This is a genomic window from Clostridium sp. AF27-2AA (assembly GCF_003478505.1).
Lineage (GTDB): Bacteria > Bacillota > Clostridia > Lachnospirales > Lachnospiraceae > Brotaphodocola.
This window is the reverse complement of sequence record NZ_QUFI01000013.1, coordinates 71,333-91,634: the sequence shown is the minus strand read 5'-3', so window position 1 is coordinate 91,634 and position 20,302 is coordinate 71,333. Positions and strand designations below refer to the sequence as shown.

Sequence of the window (20,302 nt, the reverse complement as noted above, 5' to 3'; positions counted from 1 at the left end):
AACATACAGATGAGATTAGTAAGCATTGCCAGCGGCAGCAGCGGAAACTGCATTTACGTAGGTTCCGAGCATTCCCACATTCTGGTGGATGCCGGAATCAGCAACAAGCGTATTGAGCAGGGATTAAATGAGATCGGCCTTAAGGGCTCAGAGCTGGACGGGGTGGTCATTACCCATGAGCATTCTGACCATATCAAGGGTCTGGGCGTTCTCGCCAGAAAACATCATGTGCCGATTTACGGAACAAAGGAGACTCTGGAGGAAGTAGCTGCCAACACCAAACTAGGGGAGTATCCGAAGGAGCTTCTGCATCCGGTTCTGCCTGACGCGGATTTTCAGATCGGAGATCTTACCCTGGAACCTTTTTCCATCCACCACGACGCGGCAAATCCGGTAGCTTACCGGGTGAGCCATGAGAGCAAAAGCGTGGCGGTGGCCACGGACATGGGACATTTTGACCAGTATATCATTGACCACCTTCAGGGGCTGGACGCACTTTTGCTAGAAGCGAACCATGACGTGAATATGTTGGAAACAGGCCCTTATCCATATTACTTAAAGCGCCGCATTCTTGGGGATCATGGACATTTGTCCAATGAGAATGCGGGAAGGCTTTTAAATTATATTCTGAATGATAAATTGAAACATATTTTACTGGGGCATTTGAGCAAGGAGAACAATTACGAGGCGCTGGCCTACGAGACCGTCCGCTTCGAGATTGACCAGGGGGATACGCCATACAAGGCGAAGGATTTTCCGATTGAGGTTGCAAAACGGGACGAGATGTCACAGATTATCAATCTGTAACACATAAAAACTTTGATACAAACGGAGGATAGCCATATGAGCAAGGTAATTATCACAGTTGTAGGAAAAGACACCGTAGGAATCATCGCAAAGGTATGTACCTATCTGGCAGGAAAACAGGTCAATATCCTGGACATCTCCCAGACCATCGTGCAGGATTACTTTAACATGATGATGATCGCGGACATGGAGCACGCAACCGGTTCTTTTGATGAGGTAGCAACCGAACTGGAAAAGGTTGGCGAGGAGATCGGCGTAGCCATTAAGTGCCAGCGCGAGGAAATCTTCACCAAGATGCACCGCATTTAATCAAAAGACAGAAGGAAAGAGGATACAGCCATGTTGAATATGTTTGAAGTAATTGAAACCAACAATATGATCGAACATGAGAAGCTAGATGTTCGTACCATTACCATGGGTATCAGTCTTCTGGACTGCTGCGATGATGATCTGCAAGCCCTGAATGAAAAAATTTATAAAAAGATTACTACTTATGCAAAGAATCTGGTATCTACCGGCGAGGAGATTGCCAGAGACTTTGGCGTGCCGATTGTAAACAAGCGAATCTCTGTTACCCCGATTGCGCTGGTAGGCGGCTGCGCCTGCAAAAAACCGGAGGATTTTGTGACCATCGCGAGAACTCTGGATAAAGCAGCAAAAGAGGTTGGCGTGAACTTTATCGGCGGTTATTCTGCGCTGGTATCCAAGGGCATGACTCCGGCCGAGGAGAACCTGATCCGCTCGATTCCCCAGGCGCTGGCAGAGACCGAGCGTGTCTGCAGCTCCATCAACGTGGGCTCTACCAAGACGGGACTTAACATGGATGCAGTCCGTCTGATGGGCGAGATTATAAAAGAAACCGCAGAGGCTACCAAGGAAGATGATTCCCTGGGCTGCGCAAAGCTGGTGGTATTCTGCAACGCACCGGATGATAACCCGTTCATGGCAGGCGCATTTCACGGTGTGACCGAGGCGGACGCCATCATCAACGTGGGTGTCAGCGGTCCTGGCGTGGTAAAGGTAGCTCTGGAGAAGGCACGCGGCGAGAACTTTGAGGTACTCTGCGAGACCATCAAGAAGACTGCCTTTAAGATTACCCGTGTCGGACAGCTGGTGGCTCAGGAGGCTTCCAAACGTCTTGGTGTTCCGTTTGGCATCATCGATCTGTCCCTGGCTCCGACCCCGGCGGTAGGTGATAGTGTGGCAGAAATCCTGGAGGAGATCGGCCTGGAGCGCGTAGGCGCGCCGGGAACCACTGCAGCCCTGGCTATGCTGAATGACCAGGTCAAGAAGGGCGGCGTCATGGCATCCTCCTATGTAGGCGGCTTAAGCGGCGCGTTCATTCCGGTCAGTGAGGATCAGGGCATGATCGATGCGGTAACTCTTGGTGCCCTGACCATTGAAAAACTGGAAGCCATGACCTGTGTCTGCTCCGTTGGCCTGGATATGATCGCGATTCCGGGAGATACTCCGGCAACGACCATTTCTGGTATTATCGCGGATGAGGCGGCCATCGGCATGATCAACCAGAAAACCACGGCAGTCCGCCTGATTCCGGTGATCGGAAAGACGGTAGGGGATACGGTAGAGTTTGGCGGCCTTTTAGGGTATGCTCCGGTTATGCCGGTCAACAAATATTCCTGCGAGAAGTTTGTGACCCGCGGCGGCCGTATCCCGGCTCCGATCCACAGCTTTAAGAACTAAGCGGAAGCAAAAAGAGAGATTATGGCAAAAGAAACCTTAGCGTCCATGCTGGACGATTTCATCAATGAACAGTTAAACCAGATTGTGCTCAGCAATCCGGTGGAAAAAAATCTTTTGCAGAAAGTGAAAGTGCGCCCCATGCTCATGAAGGGCGCACTGGTTTTTCAGGCAGAAGAATTTACAAAGACCCAGGCGTTTCATAGGAACATGAATGCCGAAGAGGCAAAAGCGTATCTGACAGAACAGCTTTCCGGAGTGTTCAAACAGGCGGAAGTGCTGTCTGAACTGGGCAGCGCCACGGTGTTGATCAGCAAGAAGGGGACCACAACGGTAAAGGTCAGAAAACATGCGCCTGCAAAGATCCAGGCGGCAAAGGCAGAGGCCAAGAACCGGGAAGCACTTCTGGAAAAACTGCAGCACAACCGTCAGAAACGCTACGTGATTCCGGAGGGACATGCAGTGCCGTTTCTGGTGGATCTTGGCGTGCAGACTCAGGATGGAAAGATCGTAAAAAGCCGTTACGACAAGTTCCGGCAGATCAACCGCTTTCTGGAGTTTATCGAAGATATCCTGCCGAAGCTAGATAAGACCCGGGAAAATGTCATCATCGATTTTGGCTGCGGCAAGTCCTATCTGACCTTCGCCATGTATTATTACCTGCATGAGATGAAGGGTTATCCGATCCGCATCATTGGACTGGATTTAAAGAAGGATGTCATCAGCCATTGCGGCAGGCTGGCAGAGCATTACGGCTACGATAAGCTGCAGTTCTATCATGGTGATATTGCGTCCTATGAGGGCGTGGATCACGTAGATATGGTGGTGACGCTTCATGCCTGTGATACCGCTACGGACTATGCGTTGGAAAAGGCCGTGCGCTGGGGCGCGAAGGTCATCCTTTCCGTGCCGTGCTGCCAGCATGAACTGAATAAGCAGATAAAAAATGATCTGCTGGAGCCGGTGCTGCATTACGGCCTGATCAAAGAGCGGATGGCGGCGCTGTACACCGATGCGCTGCGTGCGGAGCTTCTGGAGCACCAGGGCTACCGTACCCAGATCCTGGAGTTCATCGACATGGAACATACGCCGAAGAATATCCTTCTGCGGGCTGTGTATGATGGCAAGCCGAAACATAACGAGAAGGAAATTCGGGAGATTCTGGACTTTTTACAGGTTAGGCCGACATTGTATGAATTGTTAAGGCAGAGAAAAACGGAAGAATAGTAAAAAATGTTCACGAAACACGTAAACGGCAACAATAAAAATCCGTCATGGTCACAGGACTATGACGGATTTTGTGTACTCATTGCGAATAACTCTGCCTTTGGAAGCAAGAAGAGAATGATAAAGGTGGGAAGCATAAAAGTCTGTTTCCAGGATGGACATGGCTTCCGGAGAGAGAATGTTTCTGGCATCGGCCGTCTTAGTGATCAGCGGAATCCGGCTCTTTTCCCGCAGGTGGGAAAGCAGCGGTCCTGCTGATTTTTTAAATCCGAGAATGCGGGCGTAGGGCGCGTAGTCCAGGACTTTGGCCTGAGCAGTCTGCTCTGTGGTCATGCCGAGAATCAGGTGCAGCAGGGCCCGGCTGATGCGGGTGTAGGTGTAGCTCCTTGTTTTTAACTGGGCAATGCGCTCGCCAAAAGGCGTAAATTGCAAAGCCTGTTTTGTGAGCCGGGCGGCCAGTTCCGGAGAAAGGTCAGAAAACTGGCTGAGATCTTCCTGTTTTTGGATGGCGGAAAGCAGACGGTAGTTCAGAAGGCCGGTAAGGTCGTCTGCAAAGAGTGGGGCGGTGAGGGCGTCTTCTGTGAGCAGGGCATCGAGGACGGCGGGCGGCATCTGATCCGTGATGACAGCGGGTAAAGGTCCGTCTGTACAGATGCGGCTTTGCTGTTCCAGAATCTGCTTTCGCAGCGCCGAGGCAGAAGCGAAGAACAGCCGGCTGTCTGAATTGCGGCACGCCGGGGCTGGCGCAGTGTCGTGGTATCCGGCACCTTCTCTCCGAATGGTAACTGCCGTCATGGAGCTGTTCCGTCTCCGGAGAGCTTTTAAGTATTCCACGGCCAGAATGTTGTTGGGAGAGGAGAGCAGTTCGGAAAGCTCCGGCTCTCTGGTATACTCCGCACAGGCTTTGCTGCGTGCGGATGGATAGCTTTCTCCTTGCTTTAAATATTTCTGAAGCAGTATGCTCCAGCCCTCTGGTTCTGCCACCAGAATGTCCGCTGCTTTCTGCAGCAGCTCCAGATTCCCGGATTCACTTCCGAAACACAGAATATCTGTGCCAAGTTTTTCCAGGAGTGCAACGCCGCAGGCGGAAAAGTCTTCGGCGCTGGAGGTGGCAAAAAGCGTCGGGAGCTCCACCACCAGATCCGCGCCGCCCCGCAGAGCCATATTGGTCCGCGTGTATTTATCAAAGATAGCGGGTTCTCCGCGCTGCACAAAATCCCCGCTCATGACGGCAATGACATAGTCTGCGCCCGTCTGGCGGCGGACTTGTTCAATCTGATAATGGTGCCCGTTGTGGAATGGGTTGTATTCCGCGATGATCCCAGCAGTTTTGATGGTATTCATGGATAAATCTGGTCCTTTTCCTTCAAAATAAAGATATGGATTTATTATAGGGGAAACCATGAAAAAGGTAAAGTACCCATACTTTCATTGTTTTACAAAAAGTGCAAAAAAATACAAAATACAGCTTGTCTTTTGCTTTTTAATCCGTATATAATAAGGCTATATGCATTAAATCATGAAAGGGGTATTATTATGGGATTTATTGATGTAATCAAAGCCAAAGCAAAGGCAGATAAAAAAACAATCGTACTGCCTGAGTCCATGGACCGCAGAACCTGGGTCGCTGCAGAGAAGATTCTGAAAGAGGACCTTGCAAATCTTGTTATCATCGGTACTCCGGAAGATATCGGCGCTCACAGCGAGGGACTGGATGTATCCGGTGCTACGATCATCAATCCGCAGACTTACGAGAAAACACAGGAGTATATCGACCTGTTCGTTGAGCTGAGAAAGTCCAAAGGCATGACTCCTGAGAAAGCAAAAGAGACCATCTTAAGCGACTACGCTTACTATGGCTGCCTTATGATCAAGAACGGCGATGCTGACGGTATGGTTTCCGGCGCATGCCATTCTACCGCAAACACACTTCGTCCGTGCCTGCAGGTAATCAAGACCAAACCGGGCACCAAGCTGGTATCCGCATTCTTCTTAATGGAAGTTCCGGACTGCGATCTTGGCAGCAACGGTACCTTCGTATTCGCAGACTGCGGTCTGAACCAGAATCCGAATCCGGAAGAGCTGGCTGCAATCGCAGTATCTTCTGCAGAGAGCTTCAAGATGCTGACCGGCGAGGAGCCGAAGGTTGCTATGCTGTCCCATTCTTCCAAGGGCTCCGCAAAGCATGCAGATGTTGATAAAGTTGTTGAGGCTACCAAGCTGGCTAAGGAGATGGCTCCGGAGCTTGCACTGGACGGCGAGCTTCAGCTTGACGCAGCAATCGTTCCGGAAGTTGGCGCTTCCAAAGCTCCGGACAGCAAGGTTGCAGGTCATGCAAACGTTCTGGTATTCCCGGATCTGGATGCAGGTAACATCGGCTACAAGCTGGTTCAGAGACTTGGCAAGGCAGAGGCTTATGGCCCGATGTGCCAGGGTATCGCAAAGCCGGTTAACGATCTGTCCAGAGGCTGCTCTGCTGAGGATATCGTAGGCGTTGTTGCAATCACTGCTGTACAGTGCCAGAACCAGTAATTGAATTTTAGTTAGGAGAATATCACATTATGAAGATTTTAGTTATCAACTGCGGAAGCTCTTCCTTAAAATATCAGCTGATCGACATGACCGATGAGAGCGTAATCGCAAAGGGTCTGTGCGAGAGAATTGGTATCGAGGGTTCCAAACTGACCCATCAGCCGGCTGGCAAGGACAAATATGTCGTAGAGAAAGACATGCCGACCCACACCGTAGCAATCGAGATGGTTATGGATGCTCTTCAGGATGCAGAGCACGGCGTGATCAAGAGCACTGATGAGATCGCAGCAATCGGTCACCGCGTTCTGCACGCTGGTACCAAGTACAGCGAGTCCATCGTTGTAAACGATGACGTTAAGAAAGTAATCCGCGAGTGCTTCGATCTTGGACCGCTGCACAACCCGGCTAACTTAATGGGTATCGAGGCAGCTGAGGCAGCTATGCCGGGCAAGCCAAACGTAGCAGTATGGGATACCGGTTTCGGTATGGCTATGCCGGAGAAGGCTTATCTGTACGCAATCCCGCACGAGTACTATGAGAAATACAGCATCCGTCGTTACGGCTTCCACGGCACCAGCCATATGTTCGTATCCGGCGAGGCTATCAAGTTCGGCGGACTTGACCCGAAGAACGCAAAGGTTATCGTCTGCCACTTAGGCAACGGCGCAAGCGTATCTGCTTCCATCGGCGGCAAGTGCGTAGATACCAGCATGGGCCTGACTCCTCTTGAGGGTCTGATCATGGGAACCAGAAGTGGTGACATCGATCCGGCTGTTGTTCAGTTCATCTGCAACAAAGAGGGCAAGGACGTCAACGAGGTATTAAACATCCTCAACAAGAAATCCGGCGTACTCGGCATGAGCGGCGGCGTTTCCAGCGACTTCCGTGATATTGAGGCAGCTAAGGAAGAGGGCAACCACTTAGCAGCAGTAGCTCTGGATGCGTTCATCTACCGTGTGGCAAAATACATCGGCGCTTACACCGCAGCTATGAACGGCGTAGATGCGATCGCATTTACCGCTGGTGTTGGTGAGAACGACAAGGCAAGCAGAAAGGCTATCTGTGAGTACTTAGGCTACCTTGGCGTGAAGATCGACGACCAGGCTAACGATGTGAGAGGAAAGAACGCTGTTATTTCCGCAGCAGATTCCAAAGTCAAAGTAATGCTGATTCCGACTAACGAGGAGCTTGCGATCGCAAGAGAGACCAAGAGACTGGTAGAGGCTTAATCCTCAAAAATCAGTTTTTGGAAAAAATTAAAATATTTGTTGACAAAGCCGGCGCACCTGTGTATAATTACACAGGTGCGTATTAGGAGACTAATATGCTTATTAATTTAACAGAGCTGTTTTCCGTGGACGGAAAAGAGAAAGACTATACGTGCGATATCGATATAAACCAGCTTTGCACCAGCAAGGATGCATATGACATCGTATCACGCAGTCCGGTCAAGCTGCATGTCCGTAATCTTGGGGACAAAAAGCTTCTTCTCACCGGCAATGCAGAGGTAACCCTGCAGATGCCATGCGACAGATGCTTAGAGCCTGTTGATATTCCTTTTGAACTGGAATTCGACGAAGAGCTGGACATGTCAAAGACCGAAAGCGAGCGTACAGAAGATCTCGATGAACAGCCCTATGTAAGCGGCTATAATCTGGATGTAGACCGGTTGCTCAGTAACGAGCTATTGCTTAATCTGCCTATGAAGGTGTTATGCAGGGAAGACTGCAAAGGAATTTGCAATAGATGTGGTGCGAACCTTAATCACACGGAATGTTCCTGTGACCGGAGTTCGCCTGACCCAAGAATGTCAGTAATCCAGGATTTATTTCAAAAGTTTAAGGAGGTGTAAACCATGTCTATCTGCCCAAAGAATAAATCTTCCAAAGCAAGACGTGACAAACGTAGAGCTAACTGGAAAATGAGCGCTATGAATTTAGTAAAGTGCAGCAAGTGCGGCGCTCTGATGATGCCTCACAGAGTCTGCAAGGCTTGTGGTTCTTACAACAAGAAAGAGATCGTTTCTGTTGAGGACTAATTAGAAATGGCTTTGAAAGGAGTCAGGCGAGTAATCGTCTGGCTCCTTTTTTCGTGTTTGTACTTTGCGAAAAATCATATTGATTTATAGAATGGAATCTAGTATATTTAATTACGAAATGGATTTAGTCGGCACAGGCCGAAAAGGAGATACTCTATGATTAATGTAGCTGTTGACGCAATGGGCGGTGACAACGCCCCGGGCGAGATTGTAAAGGGTGCGGTTGAGGCTGTAAATAAGCGGAGCGACATCCACGTTCTGTTAGTCGGACAGGAAGAGGCAGTGAAGAAAGAGCTTGCCTCCCACACCTATCCGAAGGAGCAGATCACGCTGGTGCAGGCTTCCGAGGTGATTGAGACGGAAGAACCGCCGGTGAACGCAATCCGCAAAAAAAAGGATTCCTCCATCGTAGTAGGTATGAAACTGGTAAAGAATGGTGAGGCGGACGCTTTTGTGTCGGCGGGCAGTTCAGGAGCAGTCCTGGTAGGCGGTCAGGTGCTGGTGGGACGCATCAAAGGTGTGGAACGGCCGCCCTTTGGCGCATTGATCCCGACGAAAAAGGGTGTATCCCTGCTGCTTGACTGCGGGGCCAACGTAGATTCCCGTCCATCCCATCTGGTCCAGTTCGCGCGCATGGGTTCTATTTATATGGAACATGTAATAGGAATTAAGAATCCGAGAGTCGGAATCGTGAATATCGGTGCCGAGGAGGAGAAGGGCAACGCTCTGGTCAAGGAGACCTTCCCGCTCTTAAAGCAGTGCACCGACATTAACTTTACCGGAAGCATTGAGGCAAGAGAGATTCCCCACGGCGGTGCCGATGTTATTGTCTGTGAGGCATTTACGGGCAATGTCATCTTAAAGCTTTACGAGGGAACTGGTGCAGCGCTGATTTCCATGGTAAAGAAGGGCATGATGAGCTCCCTGCGCAGCAAGATCGGAGCATTGCTTGTTAAACCGGCTCTGAAGGAGACCTTAAAGGCATTCGATGCCAGCCAGTATGGCGGCGCACCGATGCTGGGACTGAAAGGTCTTGTAGTCAAGACCCACGGAAGTTCCAAGTCCACCGAGGTCTGCAATTCCATCATCCAGTGCGTGACCTTCAAAGAACAGAAGATCAATGAAAAGATCAAAGAATGTCTGGACAGCCAGGCACAGGAAATTCAGTAAGTAAACGGTCCGGGCTTCGGACAGTTACAAAATAAGAAAGAAAAGTTAGGAGAGGAAATAAGTTATGGAATTTGAAAAGTTACAGAACATCATCGCAGAGGTATTAAACATTGAGCCGGATGAGATCACCATGGAGACCACCTTCGTAGAAGATCTTGGCGCAGATTCCCTGGATATTTTCCAGATCATCATGGGTATCGAGGAAGAGTTTGATATCGAGATCCCGACTGAGGTTGCTGAGCAGATCGTCAGCGTTTCTGACGCGATCGAGCAGATCAAAAACGCACTGAACTAAGCTTGAGCCGGAAAAAGACCGGCTGAAAACAGAGTATGCAGGAAATGTGGCTGTGAAGATATTAAACAGTTGCAATAATAATAGAGAGAGGGGCTGTGCATTCCTTGCGCGCCCCTTTCCCGTAATATGTGTACACAGATTTCCTGCGCACGCAAAGGAAAAATGATAAGGAGTGTAAACCTACATGAATCGTGATTTGAACGAACTGGAAAAGCGGTGTGGTTATACCTTTCAGGACAAAAATCTGTTCCACCGCGCCCTGACTCACAGTTCCTATGCCAATGAGCATAAAAAAGACAAGGCTGTCTGCAATGAGCGTCTGGAGTTTTTAGGAGATGCCGTTCTGGAAGTGGTCTCCAGCGATTTCCTATATCACAAGTATCCGGAGAAGCCGGAGGGGGAGCTTTCCAAAATCCGTGCCAGTCTGGTATGCGAGCCGACTCTGGCCTACTGTGCGGCAGATCTGGAACTGGGCAGCTATCTGCTCTTGGGAAAGGGTGAAGAGGCCACTGGCGGAAGAGAGCGCAATTCCGTGGTTTCCGATGCTATGGAGGCTCTGATCGGTTCCATTTATCTGGATGGTGGTTTTGCTAATGCAAAAGAGTTCATTCATCGTTTTATTCTGAATGATATTGAGCACAAGCAGCTCTTTTACGATAGCAAGACTATTCTGCAGGAGATGATCCAGGCCACTGCAGGAGCACATCTGGAATATGAGATCCTGCGGGAAGAGGGCCCGGATCACCACAAGGTCTTTGAGGTGCGCGCATTGTCTGGCGGCGAGGAGCTGGGACGCGGAACCGGCGGAACCAAGAAGGCAGCGGAGGCTGTGGCCGCTTACCACGGCATTTTGAAACTGAGAGGGAAAGAATGTATTTAAAGAGCATTGAGATACAGGGATTCAAATCCTTTGCCAACAAGATCCTGTTTGAGTTCCACAACGGCATTACCGGTATTGTGGGGCCGAACGGAAGCGGCAAGAGCAATGTCGCCGACGCAGTGCGCTGGGTACTCGGTGAACAGCGGGCCAAGCAGCTGCGAGGCGGATCCATGCAGGATGTTATCTTTGCGGGCACGGAGCTGCGAAAACCCCAGGGCTTTGCCTATGTGGCCATTACCCTGGATAACTCCGATCATCAGCTTGCTATTGATTATGATGAGGTGACTGTGTCGAGACGTTTGTACCGCTCCGGTGAGAGTGAGTATAAGATTAACGGGAGTACCTGCCGCCTAAAAGATATCAGTGAGCTGTTTTATGATACCGGTATCGGCAAGGAGGGCTACTCCATCATCGGTCAGGGCCAGATCGACAAGATCTTAAGCGGCAAGCCGGAGGAACGGCGGGAGCTTTTTGATGAGGCAGCCGGAATCGTGAAGTTCAAGCGGCGCAAGGCCATTGCCCAGAAAAAACTGGAAGATGAGAAACAGAACCTGATCCGCGTAAGCGACATTCTTTCCGAGCTGGAAAAGCAGGTGGGACCGCTGGCCAGACAGTCAGAAACGGCAAAAAAATACCTGGCTTTGCGGGAAGAATTAAAGACCTGTGATGTGAACCTGTTTCTAATGGAATCCGAAGAAAATGGAAAACAGCTGCAGGAAATCAGTAAGAGGGAATCCATCGTTTCTGGTGACTTACAGGACGCGAATGCGGAATCGGAGCATTTGAAGGAAGCGTACGAAACACTGGAGCGGGAAGTGGCAGAGCTGGATGACCAGCTGACAGAAAAGCGAAACCAGATGAACCAGGCAGAGATGCTGAAAGGCAATCTGGAGGGCCAGATCAACGTATTAAAAGAGCAGATCAATACCGAAAAGATGAACGCGGAGCATATCCGATCCCGCATCGAGTCCATTACCCATTCCCTGGAGGAAAAACAGAGACAGATCCTGCAGTATCAGGAGGATAATGCCGGTATCACAGAGTCTGAAAGTGCCAGCAGGAGCAGCCAGGAGGCGGCCGAGGCAGAACTCATGGCTCTGGATGAAAAGCTGATGCTCATGGAACAGCAGCTTGAGGATGCCAGAACCAGAATGATGAATGGCATGAATGAGAGCGCTTCCATTCACGCCCAGGACCAGCGCTTTGAGGCCATGCTAGAGCAGGTGCAGGTGCGCCGTTCTGAGGTATGTCAGAAACTTCTGAAATTTAAGAGCGATGAATCGGTTCAGGATGAACAGCTGGATGCCGAGCGCAAAAAGCTGGCGGAGACAAGGGCCCGCCTGGAAGCACTGGAGCTGGCCCAGACCGAGTGTGAGGGACAGGTAACCCAGTATGAAGAGGAAGTGCGCCGGATTACCCGCTCCTTAAATGAAAAACAGCAGGAATACCGTACTGTTTACACGAAGCTGGAATCCTTGAAAAATCTGGCTGAGCGCTATGAGGGCTACGGAGGCAGTATCCGCCGGGTCATGGAAGTAAGGGACCGGGTACATGGTATCCGGGGCGTGGTGGCAGATCTTGTCACCACCGAAAAAAAATATGAGACTGCCATTGAGACGGCTCTGGGCGGAAGCATCCAGAATGTGGTGACGGATTCTGAGCAGACCGCCAAGCAGCTCATTGAGTACTTAAAGAAGAACCGCTATGGACGAGTGACCTTCCTGCCATTAACGAGCATCGGGCAGGGCGGCGGATTTTCCAGACCGGAAGCACTGACAGAGCCTGGAGTCATTGGCCTGGCCAGCGATCTGGTTCATGTGGAACCGAAGTATCAGGTTCTTGCGAAATATCTGCTGGGGCGCGTGGTGGTGGCGGATACCATTGATCATGCCATTGCCCTGGCAAGAAAATTCAAATATTCCCTGCGAATCGTTACGCTGGAGGGTGAGCTCTTAAGCGCGGGCGGTTCCATGACGGGCGGTGCCTTCAAGAACTCCAGCAATCTTCTGGGGCGGAAACGGGAACTGGAAGAGCTGGAGGCGGCATGCCAGAAGGCACTGAAGGCTTCCGACCGTTTGCAGGAAGAACTGACCATGAATGAGGGCCTGGCGCAGCAGAAAAAGGAAGAGCTGGAAAGCCTGAAAACGGAACATCACCAGGTTTCCCTGCTGGTCAATACCAGGCAGATGAGCGTCAGCCAGCTAGAGGACAAGCGGGAAGAAATCCGTGACTCCTACCAGGATCTTGCGCTGGAGAACAGCCAGCTGGAGAGCCAGATCAGCGAGATCGAGGCAGGCAGAAAGAAGCTGGCCCTGGAACGCGATCTTCTCAAAAAAGACAGCGATCAGGAACAGACATTGATGGAACGCGTGTCCGGTGAACTGGAGACCCAGAAGAAAGTCCGGGAAGAACAGGCAAAAGCCCTGGAAACCATCCGCCTGGAAGCAGCGAATTTAAAACAGCGGGTGGATTTCGTAAAAGAAAACATTCACCGTGTAGAGCAGGAAATCCAGACATTAATAGAAGAACAGGAAGAACTTCAGAGTCACGGTACGGATTCAGGATCTGTTATTGAGGAAAAGAACCGGGAGATTGCGAACCTGCAGGATCTGATCCTTCATACGGAGGAAGAAAAACAGAAGATTGCCACGGAGCTTGAGACTCAGGCAGCTTTGAAGGAAGAAAAGTCAGGCCAGCAGAAGTCCTTCTTCGGAAAGCGGGAAGACTTATCCGGCCGTATCGGACGCCTGGACAAAGACCTGTTCCGCCTGCAGAGCCAGCGGGAAAAGCTGGAGGAGCGGCGGGAAAGTCAGATTACTTATCTGTGGAATGAATATGAACTGACTCCGGGGGCGGCGAAAGAGCTTCGAAGTGCAGAAGAACTGTCTCTCATTGAAGTGCGGAAGCGGATTGAAGAATTGAAGTCTTTCATCCGGGCTCTGGGCAGCGTCAATGTCAACGCCATCGAGGATTACAAAGAGATTTCCGAGCGGTATGAGTTTATGAAGACCCAGCACGATGACCTGGTGGAGGCGGAAGCTGCCCTGCAGGGCATCATTGAGGAGCTGGATACCGGCATGCGGCGCCAGTTTGAAGAAAAGTTCCAGGAGATCCGGAAAGAATTTGACCGGGTGTTCAAGGAACTCTTCGGGGGCGGTCACGGTACGTTATCCCTACAGGAGGATGAGGATATTCTGGAGGCGGGCATTCAGATCATCGCCCAGCCGCCGGGAAAGAAGCTGCAGAACATGATGCAGCTTTCCGGTGGAGAGAAGGCGCTGACAGCCATTTCGCTGCTGTTTGCCATCCAGAACTTAAAACCGTCCCCCTTCTGTCTGCTGGATGAGATTGAGGCGGCCCTGGATGATTCTAACGTAGACCGTTATGCGGGATACTTACATAAACTGACGAAAAATACACAGTTTATTATAATTACCCACCGGCGCGGCACCATGGTGGCGTCGGACCGGCTGTATGGTATCACCATGCAGGAGAAGGGAGTATCAACGCTGGTATCGGTCAACCTGATCGAGGATCAGCTGGACGCGTAGATTTTTACAAATAAGGAGGCTTGCGAGTGGAAGAAAAGAAGAAAGGCTTTTTCAGCCGTCTGGTTGAAGGCTTAAACAAAACGAGAGAGAATATTGTCTCTGGAATGGATTCCATCTTCAGTGGCTTCTCCGCCATTGACGAGGATTTTTATGAGGAACTGGAGGAGACCCTGATCATGGGCGATCTGGGCATCCAGACCACCATGTCCGTGCTGGAAGATTTACGAAAAAAAGTCAAAGAACAGCATATCAAGGAACCGGTTGAATGCAAACAGCTTCTGATCGATTCCATCCGGGAACAGATGGACCTTGGCGAGAATGCCTACGAGTTTGAGAACCGCAAATCCGTAGTGCTGGTGATTGGGGTTAACGGTGTCGGCAAGACCACTTCTGTGGGCAAGCTGGCAGGCCAGTTAAAGGATGAGGGCAAGAAGGTCATTCTGGCAGCGGCTGATACCTTCCGTGCGGCAGCGATTGAGCAGCTGACGGAGTGGGCAAACCGCGCCGGGGTGGAGATCATTGCGCAGCAGGAGGGCTCCGACCCGGCAGCCGTCATCTATGACGCGGTGGCAGCAGCCAAATCCCGCCAGGCCGATGTGCTGATCTGTGATACCGCAGGCCGTCTGCACAACAAGAAAAACCTGATGGAGGAGCTGAGAAAGATCAACCGCATCATTGACAAGGAATACCCGGACGCGTACCGTGAGACCCTGGTGGTACTGGATGGCACCACCGGACAGAATGCCATGGCACAGGCAAAGCAGTTCATGGAGGTTGCTGACATCACAGGCATCATCCTGACAAAGCTTGATGGTACTGCAAAGGGCGGTATCGCAGTGGCTATACAGTCAGAGCTTGGCATCCCGGTCAAATACGTGGGCGTGGGCGAGAAGATTGACGATCTTCAGAAGTTCAATTCCGAGGATTTCGTGACGGCTCTGTTTGATGTAAAGAAAGATGAATAAAGAACATAAGGAGATACAGACGATGGCAAAAGAGCAGGTAGTAGAAGAAGTAAAGGAAGAGGGCTTAACCCTCGAAAAATTTGAGGAGGCTTCCGAGGAGGTTAAGAAGGTCACCCAGGAAACCAAACTGGTTTACAGTGAGTATTTTTCTGCTGCAACCGGAAATAAGGTATACTTTAAGCCGGAGAACATGCAGTACACCGGCGCTTACAAGGTACGCGGCGCTTACTATAAGATCAGTACCCTGACAGAGGAAGAAAAACAGCGGGGACTGATCACTGCGTCAGCAGGAAACCATGCCCAGGGCGTAGCCTACGCGGCAAAGCTGGCTGGCATTCCAGCTACCATCGTGATGCCGACCACGACTCCGCTCATGAAGGTGAACCGCACCAGAAGCTATGGAGCGGAGGTTGTACTGTACGGAGATGTATTCGACGAGGCCTGTGACCGCGCATACGAGCTGGCTGCGGAGCACGGCTACACCTTTGTGCATCCGTTCGATGACCTGGATGTGGCAACCGGTCAGGGAAGCATTGCCATGGAGATCATTAAGGAGCTGCCGACCGTAGATTATATCCTGGTCCCGATCGGAGGAGGCGGACTCTGTACCGGCGTTTCCACCCTGGCAAAGCTCTTAAATCCGAAGATTAAGGTGATCGGCGTTGAGCCGGCCGGAGCAAACTGCATGCAGGAGTCCTTAAAGGCAGGCCACGTGCTGACGCTTCCGACCGTAAACACCATTGCAGACGGTACCGCGGTAAAGCGTCCGGGCGAGAAGCTGTTCCCGTACATCCAGAAAAATGTGGATGATATCATCACCGTGGAGGATTCCGAACTGATCGTTGCCTTCCTCGATATGGTAGAGAATCACAAGATGATCGTGGAGAACTCCGGTCTGTTAACCGTAGCGGCATTGAAGCACTTAAATGTACAGAAAAAGAAGATTGTTTCCATCTTAAGCGGCGGCAACATGGATGTCATTACCATGTCCTCCGTGGTACAGCATGGACTGATCCAGAGAGACCGTATCTTCACCGTATCCGTTCTGCTTCCGGACAAGCCAGGCGAGCTGGCAAAGGTTTCAACGCTCCTTGCTGACCAGCGCGGCAATGTCATTAAGCTTGAACACAATCAGTTCATCAGTATCAACCGCAATGCGGCTGTGGAGCTTAGGATCACCCTGGAGGCTGAGGGAACGGATCACAAGAACCGTATTGTGCAGGCCTTAAACGATGCCGGATACCGCCCGAAGCTGGTGAAGTCCAAGGGCACCTACAGTGACTGAGCGGTGAATGATCATGACAGAACATACAAATGAGACAATCCAGGCGCTCCGTCAGAATATCCGCTATTTTTTGAAATGGACCTTCATTTCCGCGATTTCCGGTGTGACGATCGGTCTGGCCGGAACCCTGTTTGGCCTTGGCATCCAGAAAGCGACTGCTTTCTGGAAGAGCCATAGCTGGACGCTGTATCTGCTTCCGCTTGTCGGACTCCTGATCGTGTGGCTGTACCGGTTTGCGCATGAAGAAAAAAACCGCGGTACGGATATGGTCCTGGATTCTATTTCCTCCACAGAGGAGGTTACACCGGCAACTGCTCCGCTGATCTTTATCTCAACCCTGCTGAGCCATCTGGCCACGGCTTCTGTCGGCCGGGAGGGAGCAGCACTGCAGCTTGGCGGAAGCCTGGGAAACCTGATCGGTAAAGCTTTTCGGCTGGATGAGAAAGACAGAAAGATTGCCATTATGTGCGGCATGAGTGCCGGGTTCTCCGCTATCTTCGGAACTCCGCTTGCGGCAGCCGTGTTTGCCATGGAGGTCATCAGCATTGGCGTTATGTACTATGCGGCTCTGGTTCCATGCGTTTTTTCGGCATTTGTCGGTGTGTCAGTGGCAAAATTCCTGGGTCTGGCCCCGGAGCATTATGAGATCGGCCTGGTGCCGGAGTTTGGCGCCTCATCTGCGCTTCTGACAGTGCTCATCGGAATTTTGTGTGCCTGTGTCGGAATCTTCCTTTGTGTCAGCCTGCATCAGTGTGGTCATGCTTACCGAAAGGTTTTTCCGAATCCCTATATCCGCGTGCTGGCGGGATCCGCGATCTTTATTGTCCTGACCCTGCTGTTTCCGGCGCGGCTTTACAACGGAAGCGGTGCGCAGATCATCGAAATGGTATTTGAAGGTGAAAAAATTCCGGTTTATGCATTTTTGATGAAGATCCTGTTTACCGGAGTAGCGCTTGGCGCAGGCTTTAAGGGCGGAGAGATCGTGCCGACGCTGACGGTCGGCGCCGCGTTTGGCTACTTGATGAGCCTGGTGACCGGACTGCCGGTCGGACTGTGCGCATCGGTCGGAATGGCATGCCTGTTCGTAAGCGTGACAAACTGTCCGGTGTCCACGATGTTCATGGCATTTGAACTTTTTGGATTTGCCGCAATGCCATATTATGCCATTGCCGTGGCAGTGTGCTTTACCCTGTCTGGATATTATGGGCTCTACCACAGCCAGAAGTTCGTTTATTCCAAGATCCGGACAGAATTCATTAACCGAAAATCAAACGAGTAAATATTGCAGGTGCCAATATGTATCGGAACGATACCGGCACCTGTTCCTGCAATAGAGAGGTTCATCATATGACAAAAAAACAAAAGACTCTGGAAATCATCCGGAGACTGAAGGAGGCTTACCCGGACGCAGACTGCACCCTGGATTACGAGGAGGCCTGGAAGCTTTTAGTGAGCGTGCGTCTGGCGGCCCAGTGCACCGATGAGCGAGTCAATCAGGTGGTTCCGGCACTCTATAAAAAGTTTCCGGATGTGAATGCCCTGGCGGAGGCACCGGTGGAAGAAATTGAGGAAATCGTCAGGCCCTGCGGTCTGGGAAAGAGTAAGGCCAGAGACATCAGCGCCTGTATGAAGATGCTGCGGGATGAGTACGGCAGTAAGGTGCCGGAGGATTTTGATGCTCTGTTGAAGCTTCCCGGAGTGGGAAGAAAAAGCGCCAATCTGATCATGGGTGATGTGTTTGGCAAACCGGCCATTGTTACAGACACCCACTGTATCCGCCTGGTAAACCGCATGGGACTGGTAGACGGCATTAAGGAACCGAAAAAGGTTGAGATGGAACTCTGGAAGCTGGTGCCGCCGGAGGAGGGCAGCGATTTCTGTCACCGGCTGGTATGGCATGGAAGAGAGGTCTGCACGGCCCGAACAAAGCCGTATTGCGGCCGGTGCTGTCTGGCTGATATCTGCCCGAAAACAGGCGTATAAAAAGAAAAACAAAAATTTTTACAAGTGTCAAGAAAAAATACTTGACAGCAACGTGCCTTTCGTGTATGATAGCCAAGGTGATGTTATGGAAAGCATTGTAAAACAGAGTTTGCTTTATGATTTTTATGGAGAGTTGCTCACAGAGCATCAGCGCAGCATCTACGAGGATGTGGTATATAACGACATGTCCTTAAGCGAGATCGCCGAGGAGAACGGGATCAGCCGTCAGGGTGTTCACGATCTCATCAAGCGCTGCGACAAGACCCTGAGTGCGTATGAGGACAAGCTGCATCTGATCAGCAAGTTCCAGACTACCCGCCGCATGGTGGAGGAGATCCATAAAAAGACCAGGGTTTTCAAGGAAACAAAAGATGAAAGTCTGATCGACGAGATTGAGCAGATTTCCAACGACATCATGGAACTTTGATTTCGGCGTATGCCGTGATCGGTTCTGAACAGGAGGTTACCTATGGCGTTTGAAAGCTTATCCGATAAACTGCAGAACGTGTTTAAAAACCTGCGCGGCAAGGGCCGTTTAAGCGAAGCGGATGTCAAGACTGCGCTCAAGGAAGTCAAGATGGCTCTCCTGGAAGCAGACGTAAGCTTCAAGGTTGTAAAACAGTTCATAAGCTCCGTTCAGGAACGCGCCGTTGGCGAAGAAGTGCTGGGTTCCCTGCAGCCGGGCCAGATGGTGATCAAGATCGTTAACGAAGAGCTGATCCGCCTGATGGGTTCCGATACTACGGAAATCGCATTAAAGCCCACCAACGAGATCACCGTCATCATGATGGCAGGTCTTCAGGGTGCAGGTAAGACGACAACGACAGCGAAGATCGCAGGAAAGCTGAAGGCAAAGGGCCGCAAGCCGGTTCTGGTTGCCTGTGACGTATACCGTCCGGCAGCAATCCAGCAGCTCCAGATCAACGGAGACAAACAGGGCGTTCCGGTCTTCTCCATGGGAGAAAATCAGAGCCCGGTCAACATTGCAAAGGCCGCTATGGAGCACGCGGCAAAGAATGGCTACAATGTGGTGATCCTCGATACCGCCGGACGTCTTCATGTAGATGAAGGCATGATGGAAGAGCTCGAGAACATCAAAGAGGCTGTAAATGTAGACCAGACCATTTTGGTGGTAGACGCCATGACCGGTCAGGACGCAGTCAATGTAGCATCGAATTTCCAGGATAAAGTCGGTATCGACGGTGTCATCCTTACCAAACTGGATGGCGATACCCGAGGCGGTGCAGCCCTTTCCATCCGGGCCGTAACCGGAAAGCCGATTTTATATATAGGTATGGGAGAGAAGCTTTCCGATCTGGAACAGTTTTACCCGGACCGTATGGCATCCCGAATCCTGGGCATGGGAGACATTCTCACCCTGATCGAGAAAGCCGAGATGGAGGTTGACGAGGAAAAGGCGAAGGAAATGAGTCAGAAGCTGCGCAAGGCAGAGTTTGACTACAACGATTTCCTGGACCAGATGCGCCAAATCAAAAAAATGGGCGGACTGACCAGCATTATGAGCATGATGCCGGGAATGTCACAGATGAAGGGCGGAATCCCGGAGGTGGATGAGAAATCCATGGACCGTGTGGAGGCTATCATCCTGTCCATGACAAAAGAAGAGCGCGCCAATCCGGGCCTCTTAAATCCTTCCCGCAAACAGCGCATCGCAAAGGGCGCAGGAGTGGACATCAGTGAGGTAAACCGCATTGCCAAGCAGTTTGATCAGATGAAGAAAATGATGAAGCAGCTTCCCGGCATGATGGGCGGTAAGCGCGGACGCGGCGGACTGGGCGGTATGCTCGGAAAGCTGAAAATGCCTTTCTAGGGCAGCTTATATGGTGACAGTACAGAGCTTTCTGTAT

The 20,302-nt window shown here is 51.1% G+C and carries 19 protein-coding genes; 18 read left to right on the top strand and 1 reads right to left on the bottom strand.

Annotation, left to right across the window (positions count from 1 at the left end):
• Positions 1 to 9 precede the first annotated feature (9 nt).
• The 4 genes from DWY84_RS09305 to DWY84_RS09290 are packed head-to-tail and all read left to right on the top strand — an operon-like array spanning position 10 to position 3,735.
• Positions 10 to 807 carry an MBL fold metallo-hydrolase gene (locus tag DWY84_RS09305; RefSeq protein WP_118532644.1) on the top strand — a complete coding sequence of 266 codons (798 nt, stop codon included), beginning with the start codon at positions 10 to 12 and terminating at the stop codon, positions 805 to 807.
• 36 nt (positions 808 to 843) lie between these two features.
• Positions 844 to 1,116 carry an ACT domain-containing protein gene (locus tag DWY84_RS09300; RefSeq protein ID WP_118532642.1) on the top strand — a complete coding sequence of 91 codons (273 nt, stop codon included), beginning with the start codon at positions 844 to 846 and terminating at the stop codon, positions 1,114 to 1,116.
• 30 nt (positions 1,117 to 1,146) lie between these two features.
• Complete coding sequence (locus DWY84_RS09295; RefSeq protein WP_118532640.1) at positions 1,147 to 2,511, top strand: PFL family protein; 1,365 nt, start codon at positions 1,147 to 1,149, stop codon at positions 2,509 to 2,511.
• Between the two features lie 21 nt (positions 2,512 to 2,532).
• The gene (locus DWY84_RS09290; RefSeq protein ID WP_118532638.1) at positions 2,533 to 3,735 is read left to right on the top strand and encodes an SAM-dependent methyltransferase; all 1,203 of its coding nucleotides are present in this window, start codon (positions 2,533 to 2,535) and stop codon (positions 3,733 to 3,735) included.
• A 51-nt stretch (positions 3,736 to 3,786) separates the two neighbouring features.
• Here DWY84_RS09290 and DWY84_RS09285 read toward each other — a convergent pair whose 3' ends face one another.
• The gene (locus DWY84_RS09285; RefSeq protein WP_118532636.1) at positions 3,787 to 5,079 is read right to left on the bottom strand and encodes a nucleotidyltransferase; all 1,293 of its coding nucleotides are present in this window, start codon (positions 5,077 to 5,079) and stop codon (positions 3,787 to 3,789) included.
• A 192-nt stretch (positions 5,080 to 5,271) separates the two neighbouring features.
• Here DWY84_RS09285 and pta point away from each other — a divergent pair, with 192 nt between their 5' ends.
• The 14 genes from pta to ffh all read left to right on the top strand — a co-directional run bounded on the left by pta (position 5,272) and on the right by ffh (position 20,265).
• Positions 5,272 to 6,267, top strand: a complete 996-nt coding sequence (pta, locus tag DWY84_RS09280; protein WP_118532634.1) for a phosphate acetyltransferase — start codon at positions 5,272 to 5,274, stop codon at positions 6,265 to 6,267.
• 29 nt (positions 6,268 to 6,296) lie between these two features.
• Positions 6,297 to 7,496, top strand: coding sequence for an acetate kinase (locus tag DWY84_RS09275; RefSeq protein WP_118532632.1), 1,200 nt, complete (start codon positions 6,297 to 6,299; stop codon positions 7,494 to 7,496).
• Positions 7,497 to 7,591: 95 nt separating this feature from the next.
• Positions 7,592 to 8,119 (top strand): DUF177 domain-containing protein, encoded by a 528-nt coding sequence (locus DWY84_RS09270; RefSeq protein ID WP_118532630.1) that lies wholly within the window; start codon positions 7,592 to 7,594, stop codon positions 8,117 to 8,119.
• 3 nt (positions 8,120 to 8,122) lie between these two features.
• Positions 8,123 to 8,305, top strand: coding sequence for a 50S ribosomal protein L32 (gene rpmF / locus DWY84_RS09265; protein ID WP_118532628.1), 183 nt, complete (start codon positions 8,123 to 8,125; stop codon positions 8,303 to 8,305).
• A gap of 156 nt (positions 8,306 to 8,461) precedes the next feature.
• The gene (gene plsX / locus DWY84_RS09260; protein WP_118532626.1) at positions 8,462 to 9,475 is read left to right on the top strand and encodes a phosphate acyltransferase PlsX; all 1,014 of its coding nucleotides are present in this window, start codon (positions 8,462 to 8,464) and stop codon (positions 9,473 to 9,475) included.
• A gap of 64 nt (positions 9,476 to 9,539) precedes the next feature.
• Positions 9,540 to 9,770, top strand: coding sequence for an acyl carrier protein (acpP, locus tag DWY84_RS09255; RefSeq protein ID WP_118532624.1), 231 nt, complete (start codon positions 9,540 to 9,542; stop codon positions 9,768 to 9,770).
• 184 nt (positions 9,771 to 9,954) lie between these two features.
• Positions 9,955 to 10,650 (top strand): ribonuclease III, encoded by a 696-nt coding sequence (rnc, locus tag DWY84_RS09250; RefSeq protein ID WP_118532622.1) that lies wholly within the window; start codon positions 9,955 to 9,957, stop codon positions 10,648 to 10,650.
• Positions 10,641 to 14,201: a chromosome segregation protein SMC gene (gene smc / locus DWY84_RS09245; RefSeq protein ID WP_118532620.1), complete on the top strand. Its 3,561-nt coding sequence runs from the start codon at positions 10,641 to 10,643 to the stop codon at positions 14,199 to 14,201. Before rnc ends, smc begins: the two co-directional genes overlap by 10 nt.
• A gap of 26 nt (positions 14,202 to 14,227) precedes the next feature.
• Positions 14,228 to 15,166 carry a signal recognition particle-docking protein FtsY gene (ftsY, locus tag DWY84_RS09240; protein WP_118532618.1) on the top strand — a complete coding sequence of 313 codons (939 nt, stop codon included), beginning with the start codon at positions 14,228 to 14,230 and terminating at the stop codon, positions 15,164 to 15,166.
• A gap of 22 nt (positions 15,167 to 15,188) precedes the next feature.
• Complete coding sequence (ilvA, locus tag DWY84_RS09235; protein WP_243024811.1) at positions 15,189 to 16,451, top strand: threonine ammonia-lyase; 1,263 nt, start codon at positions 15,189 to 15,191, stop codon at positions 16,449 to 16,451.
• A gap of 13 nt (positions 16,452 to 16,464) precedes the next feature.
• The gene (locus tag DWY84_RS09230) at positions 16,465 to 17,730 is read left to right on the top strand and encodes a chloride channel protein (RefSeq protein WP_118532614.1); all 1,266 of its coding nucleotides are present in this window, start codon (positions 16,465 to 16,467) and stop codon (positions 17,728 to 17,730) included.
• A gap of 68 nt (positions 17,731 to 17,798) precedes the next feature.
• Positions 17,799 to 18,434, top strand: a complete 636-nt coding sequence (gene nth / locus DWY84_RS09225; protein ID WP_118532676.1) for an endonuclease III — start codon at positions 17,799 to 17,801, stop codon at positions 18,432 to 18,434.
• An 85-nt stretch (positions 18,435 to 18,519) separates the two neighbouring features.
• On the top strand, positions 18,520 to 18,861 hold the full coding sequence (gene ylxM, locus DWY84_RS09220) for a YlxM family DNA-binding protein (RefSeq protein WP_118532612.1): 342 nt from the start codon (positions 18,520 to 18,522) through the stop codon (positions 18,859 to 18,861).
• A gap of 42 nt (positions 18,862 to 18,903) precedes the next feature.
• Positions 18,904 to 20,265 (top strand): signal recognition particle protein, encoded by a 1,362-nt coding sequence (gene ffh, locus DWY84_RS09215; RefSeq protein WP_118532610.1) that lies wholly within the window; start codon positions 18,904 to 18,906, stop codon positions 20,263 to 20,265.
• The last annotated feature ends 37 nt before the right edge of the window (positions 20,266 to 20,302 follow it).

What these genes read in the sequence shown, in the direction of transcription:
- DWY84_RS09305 (WP_118532644.1), top strand. Translation starts at nt 10, where the DNA reads ATGAGATTAGTAAGCATTGCCAGCGGCAGCAGCGGAAACTGCATTTAC.
- DWY84_RS09300 (WP_118532642.1), top strand. Translation starts at nt 844, where the DNA reads ATGAGCAAGGTAATTATCACAGTTGTAGGAAAAGACACCGTAGGAATC.
- DWY84_RS09295 (WP_118532640.1), top strand. Translation starts at nt 1,147, where the DNA reads ATGTTGAATATGTTTGAAGTAATTGAAACCAACAATATGATCGAACAT.
- DWY84_RS09290 (WP_118532638.1), top strand. Translation starts at nt 2,533, where the DNA reads ATGGCAAAAGAAACCTTAGCGTCCATGCTGGACGATTTCATCAATGAA.
- DWY84_RS09285 (WP_118532636.1), bottom strand. Translation starts at nt 5,079, where the DNA reads ATGAATACCATCAAAACTGCTGGGATCATCGCGGAATACAACCCATTC.
- pta (WP_118532634.1), top strand. Translation starts at nt 5,272, where the DNA reads ATGGGATTTATTGATGTAATCAAAGCCAAAGCAAAGGCAGATAAAAAA.
- DWY84_RS09275 (WP_118532632.1), top strand. Translation starts at nt 6,297, where the DNA reads ATGAAGATTTTAGTTATCAACTGCGGAAGCTCTTCCTTAAAATATCAG.
- DWY84_RS09270 (WP_118532630.1), top strand. Translation starts at nt 7,592, where the DNA reads ATGCTTATTAATTTAACAGAGCTGTTTTCCGTGGACGGAAAAGAGAAA.
- rpmF (WP_118532628.1), top strand. Translation starts at nt 8,123, where the DNA reads ATGTCTATCTGCCCAAAGAATAAATCTTCCAAAGCAAGACGTGACAAA.
- plsX (WP_118532626.1), top strand. Translation starts at nt 8,462, where the DNA reads ATGATTAATGTAGCTGTTGACGCAATGGGCGGTGACAACGCCCCGGGC.
- acpP (WP_118532624.1), top strand. Translation starts at nt 9,540, where the DNA reads ATGGAATTTGAAAAGTTACAGAACATCATCGCAGAGGTATTAAACATT.
- rnc (WP_118532622.1), top strand. Translation starts at nt 9,955, where the DNA reads ATGAATCGTGATTTGAACGAACTGGAAAAGCGGTGTGGTTATACCTTT.
- smc (WP_118532620.1), top strand. Translation starts at nt 10,641, where the DNA reads ATGTATTTAAAGAGCATTGAGATACAGGGATTCAAATCCTTTGCCAAC.
- ilvA (WP_243024811.1), top strand. Translation starts at nt 15,189, where the DNA reads ATGGCAAAAGAGCAGGTAGTAGAAGAAGTAAAGGAAGAGGGCTTAACC.
- DWY84_RS09230 (WP_118532614.1), top strand. Translation starts at nt 16,465, where the DNA reads ATGACAGAACATACAAATGAGACAATCCAGGCGCTCCGTCAGAATATC.
- nth (WP_118532676.1), top strand. Translation starts at nt 17,799, where the DNA reads ATGACAAAAAAACAAAAGACTCTGGAAATCATCCGGAGACTGAAGGAG.
- ylxM (WP_118532612.1), top strand. Translation starts at nt 18,520, where the DNA reads ATGGAAAGCATTGTAAAACAGAGTTTGCTTTATGATTTTTATGGAGAG.
- ffh (WP_118532610.1), top strand. Translation starts at nt 18,904, where the DNA reads ATGGCGTTTGAAAGCTTATCCGATAAACTGCAGAACGTGTTTAAAAAC.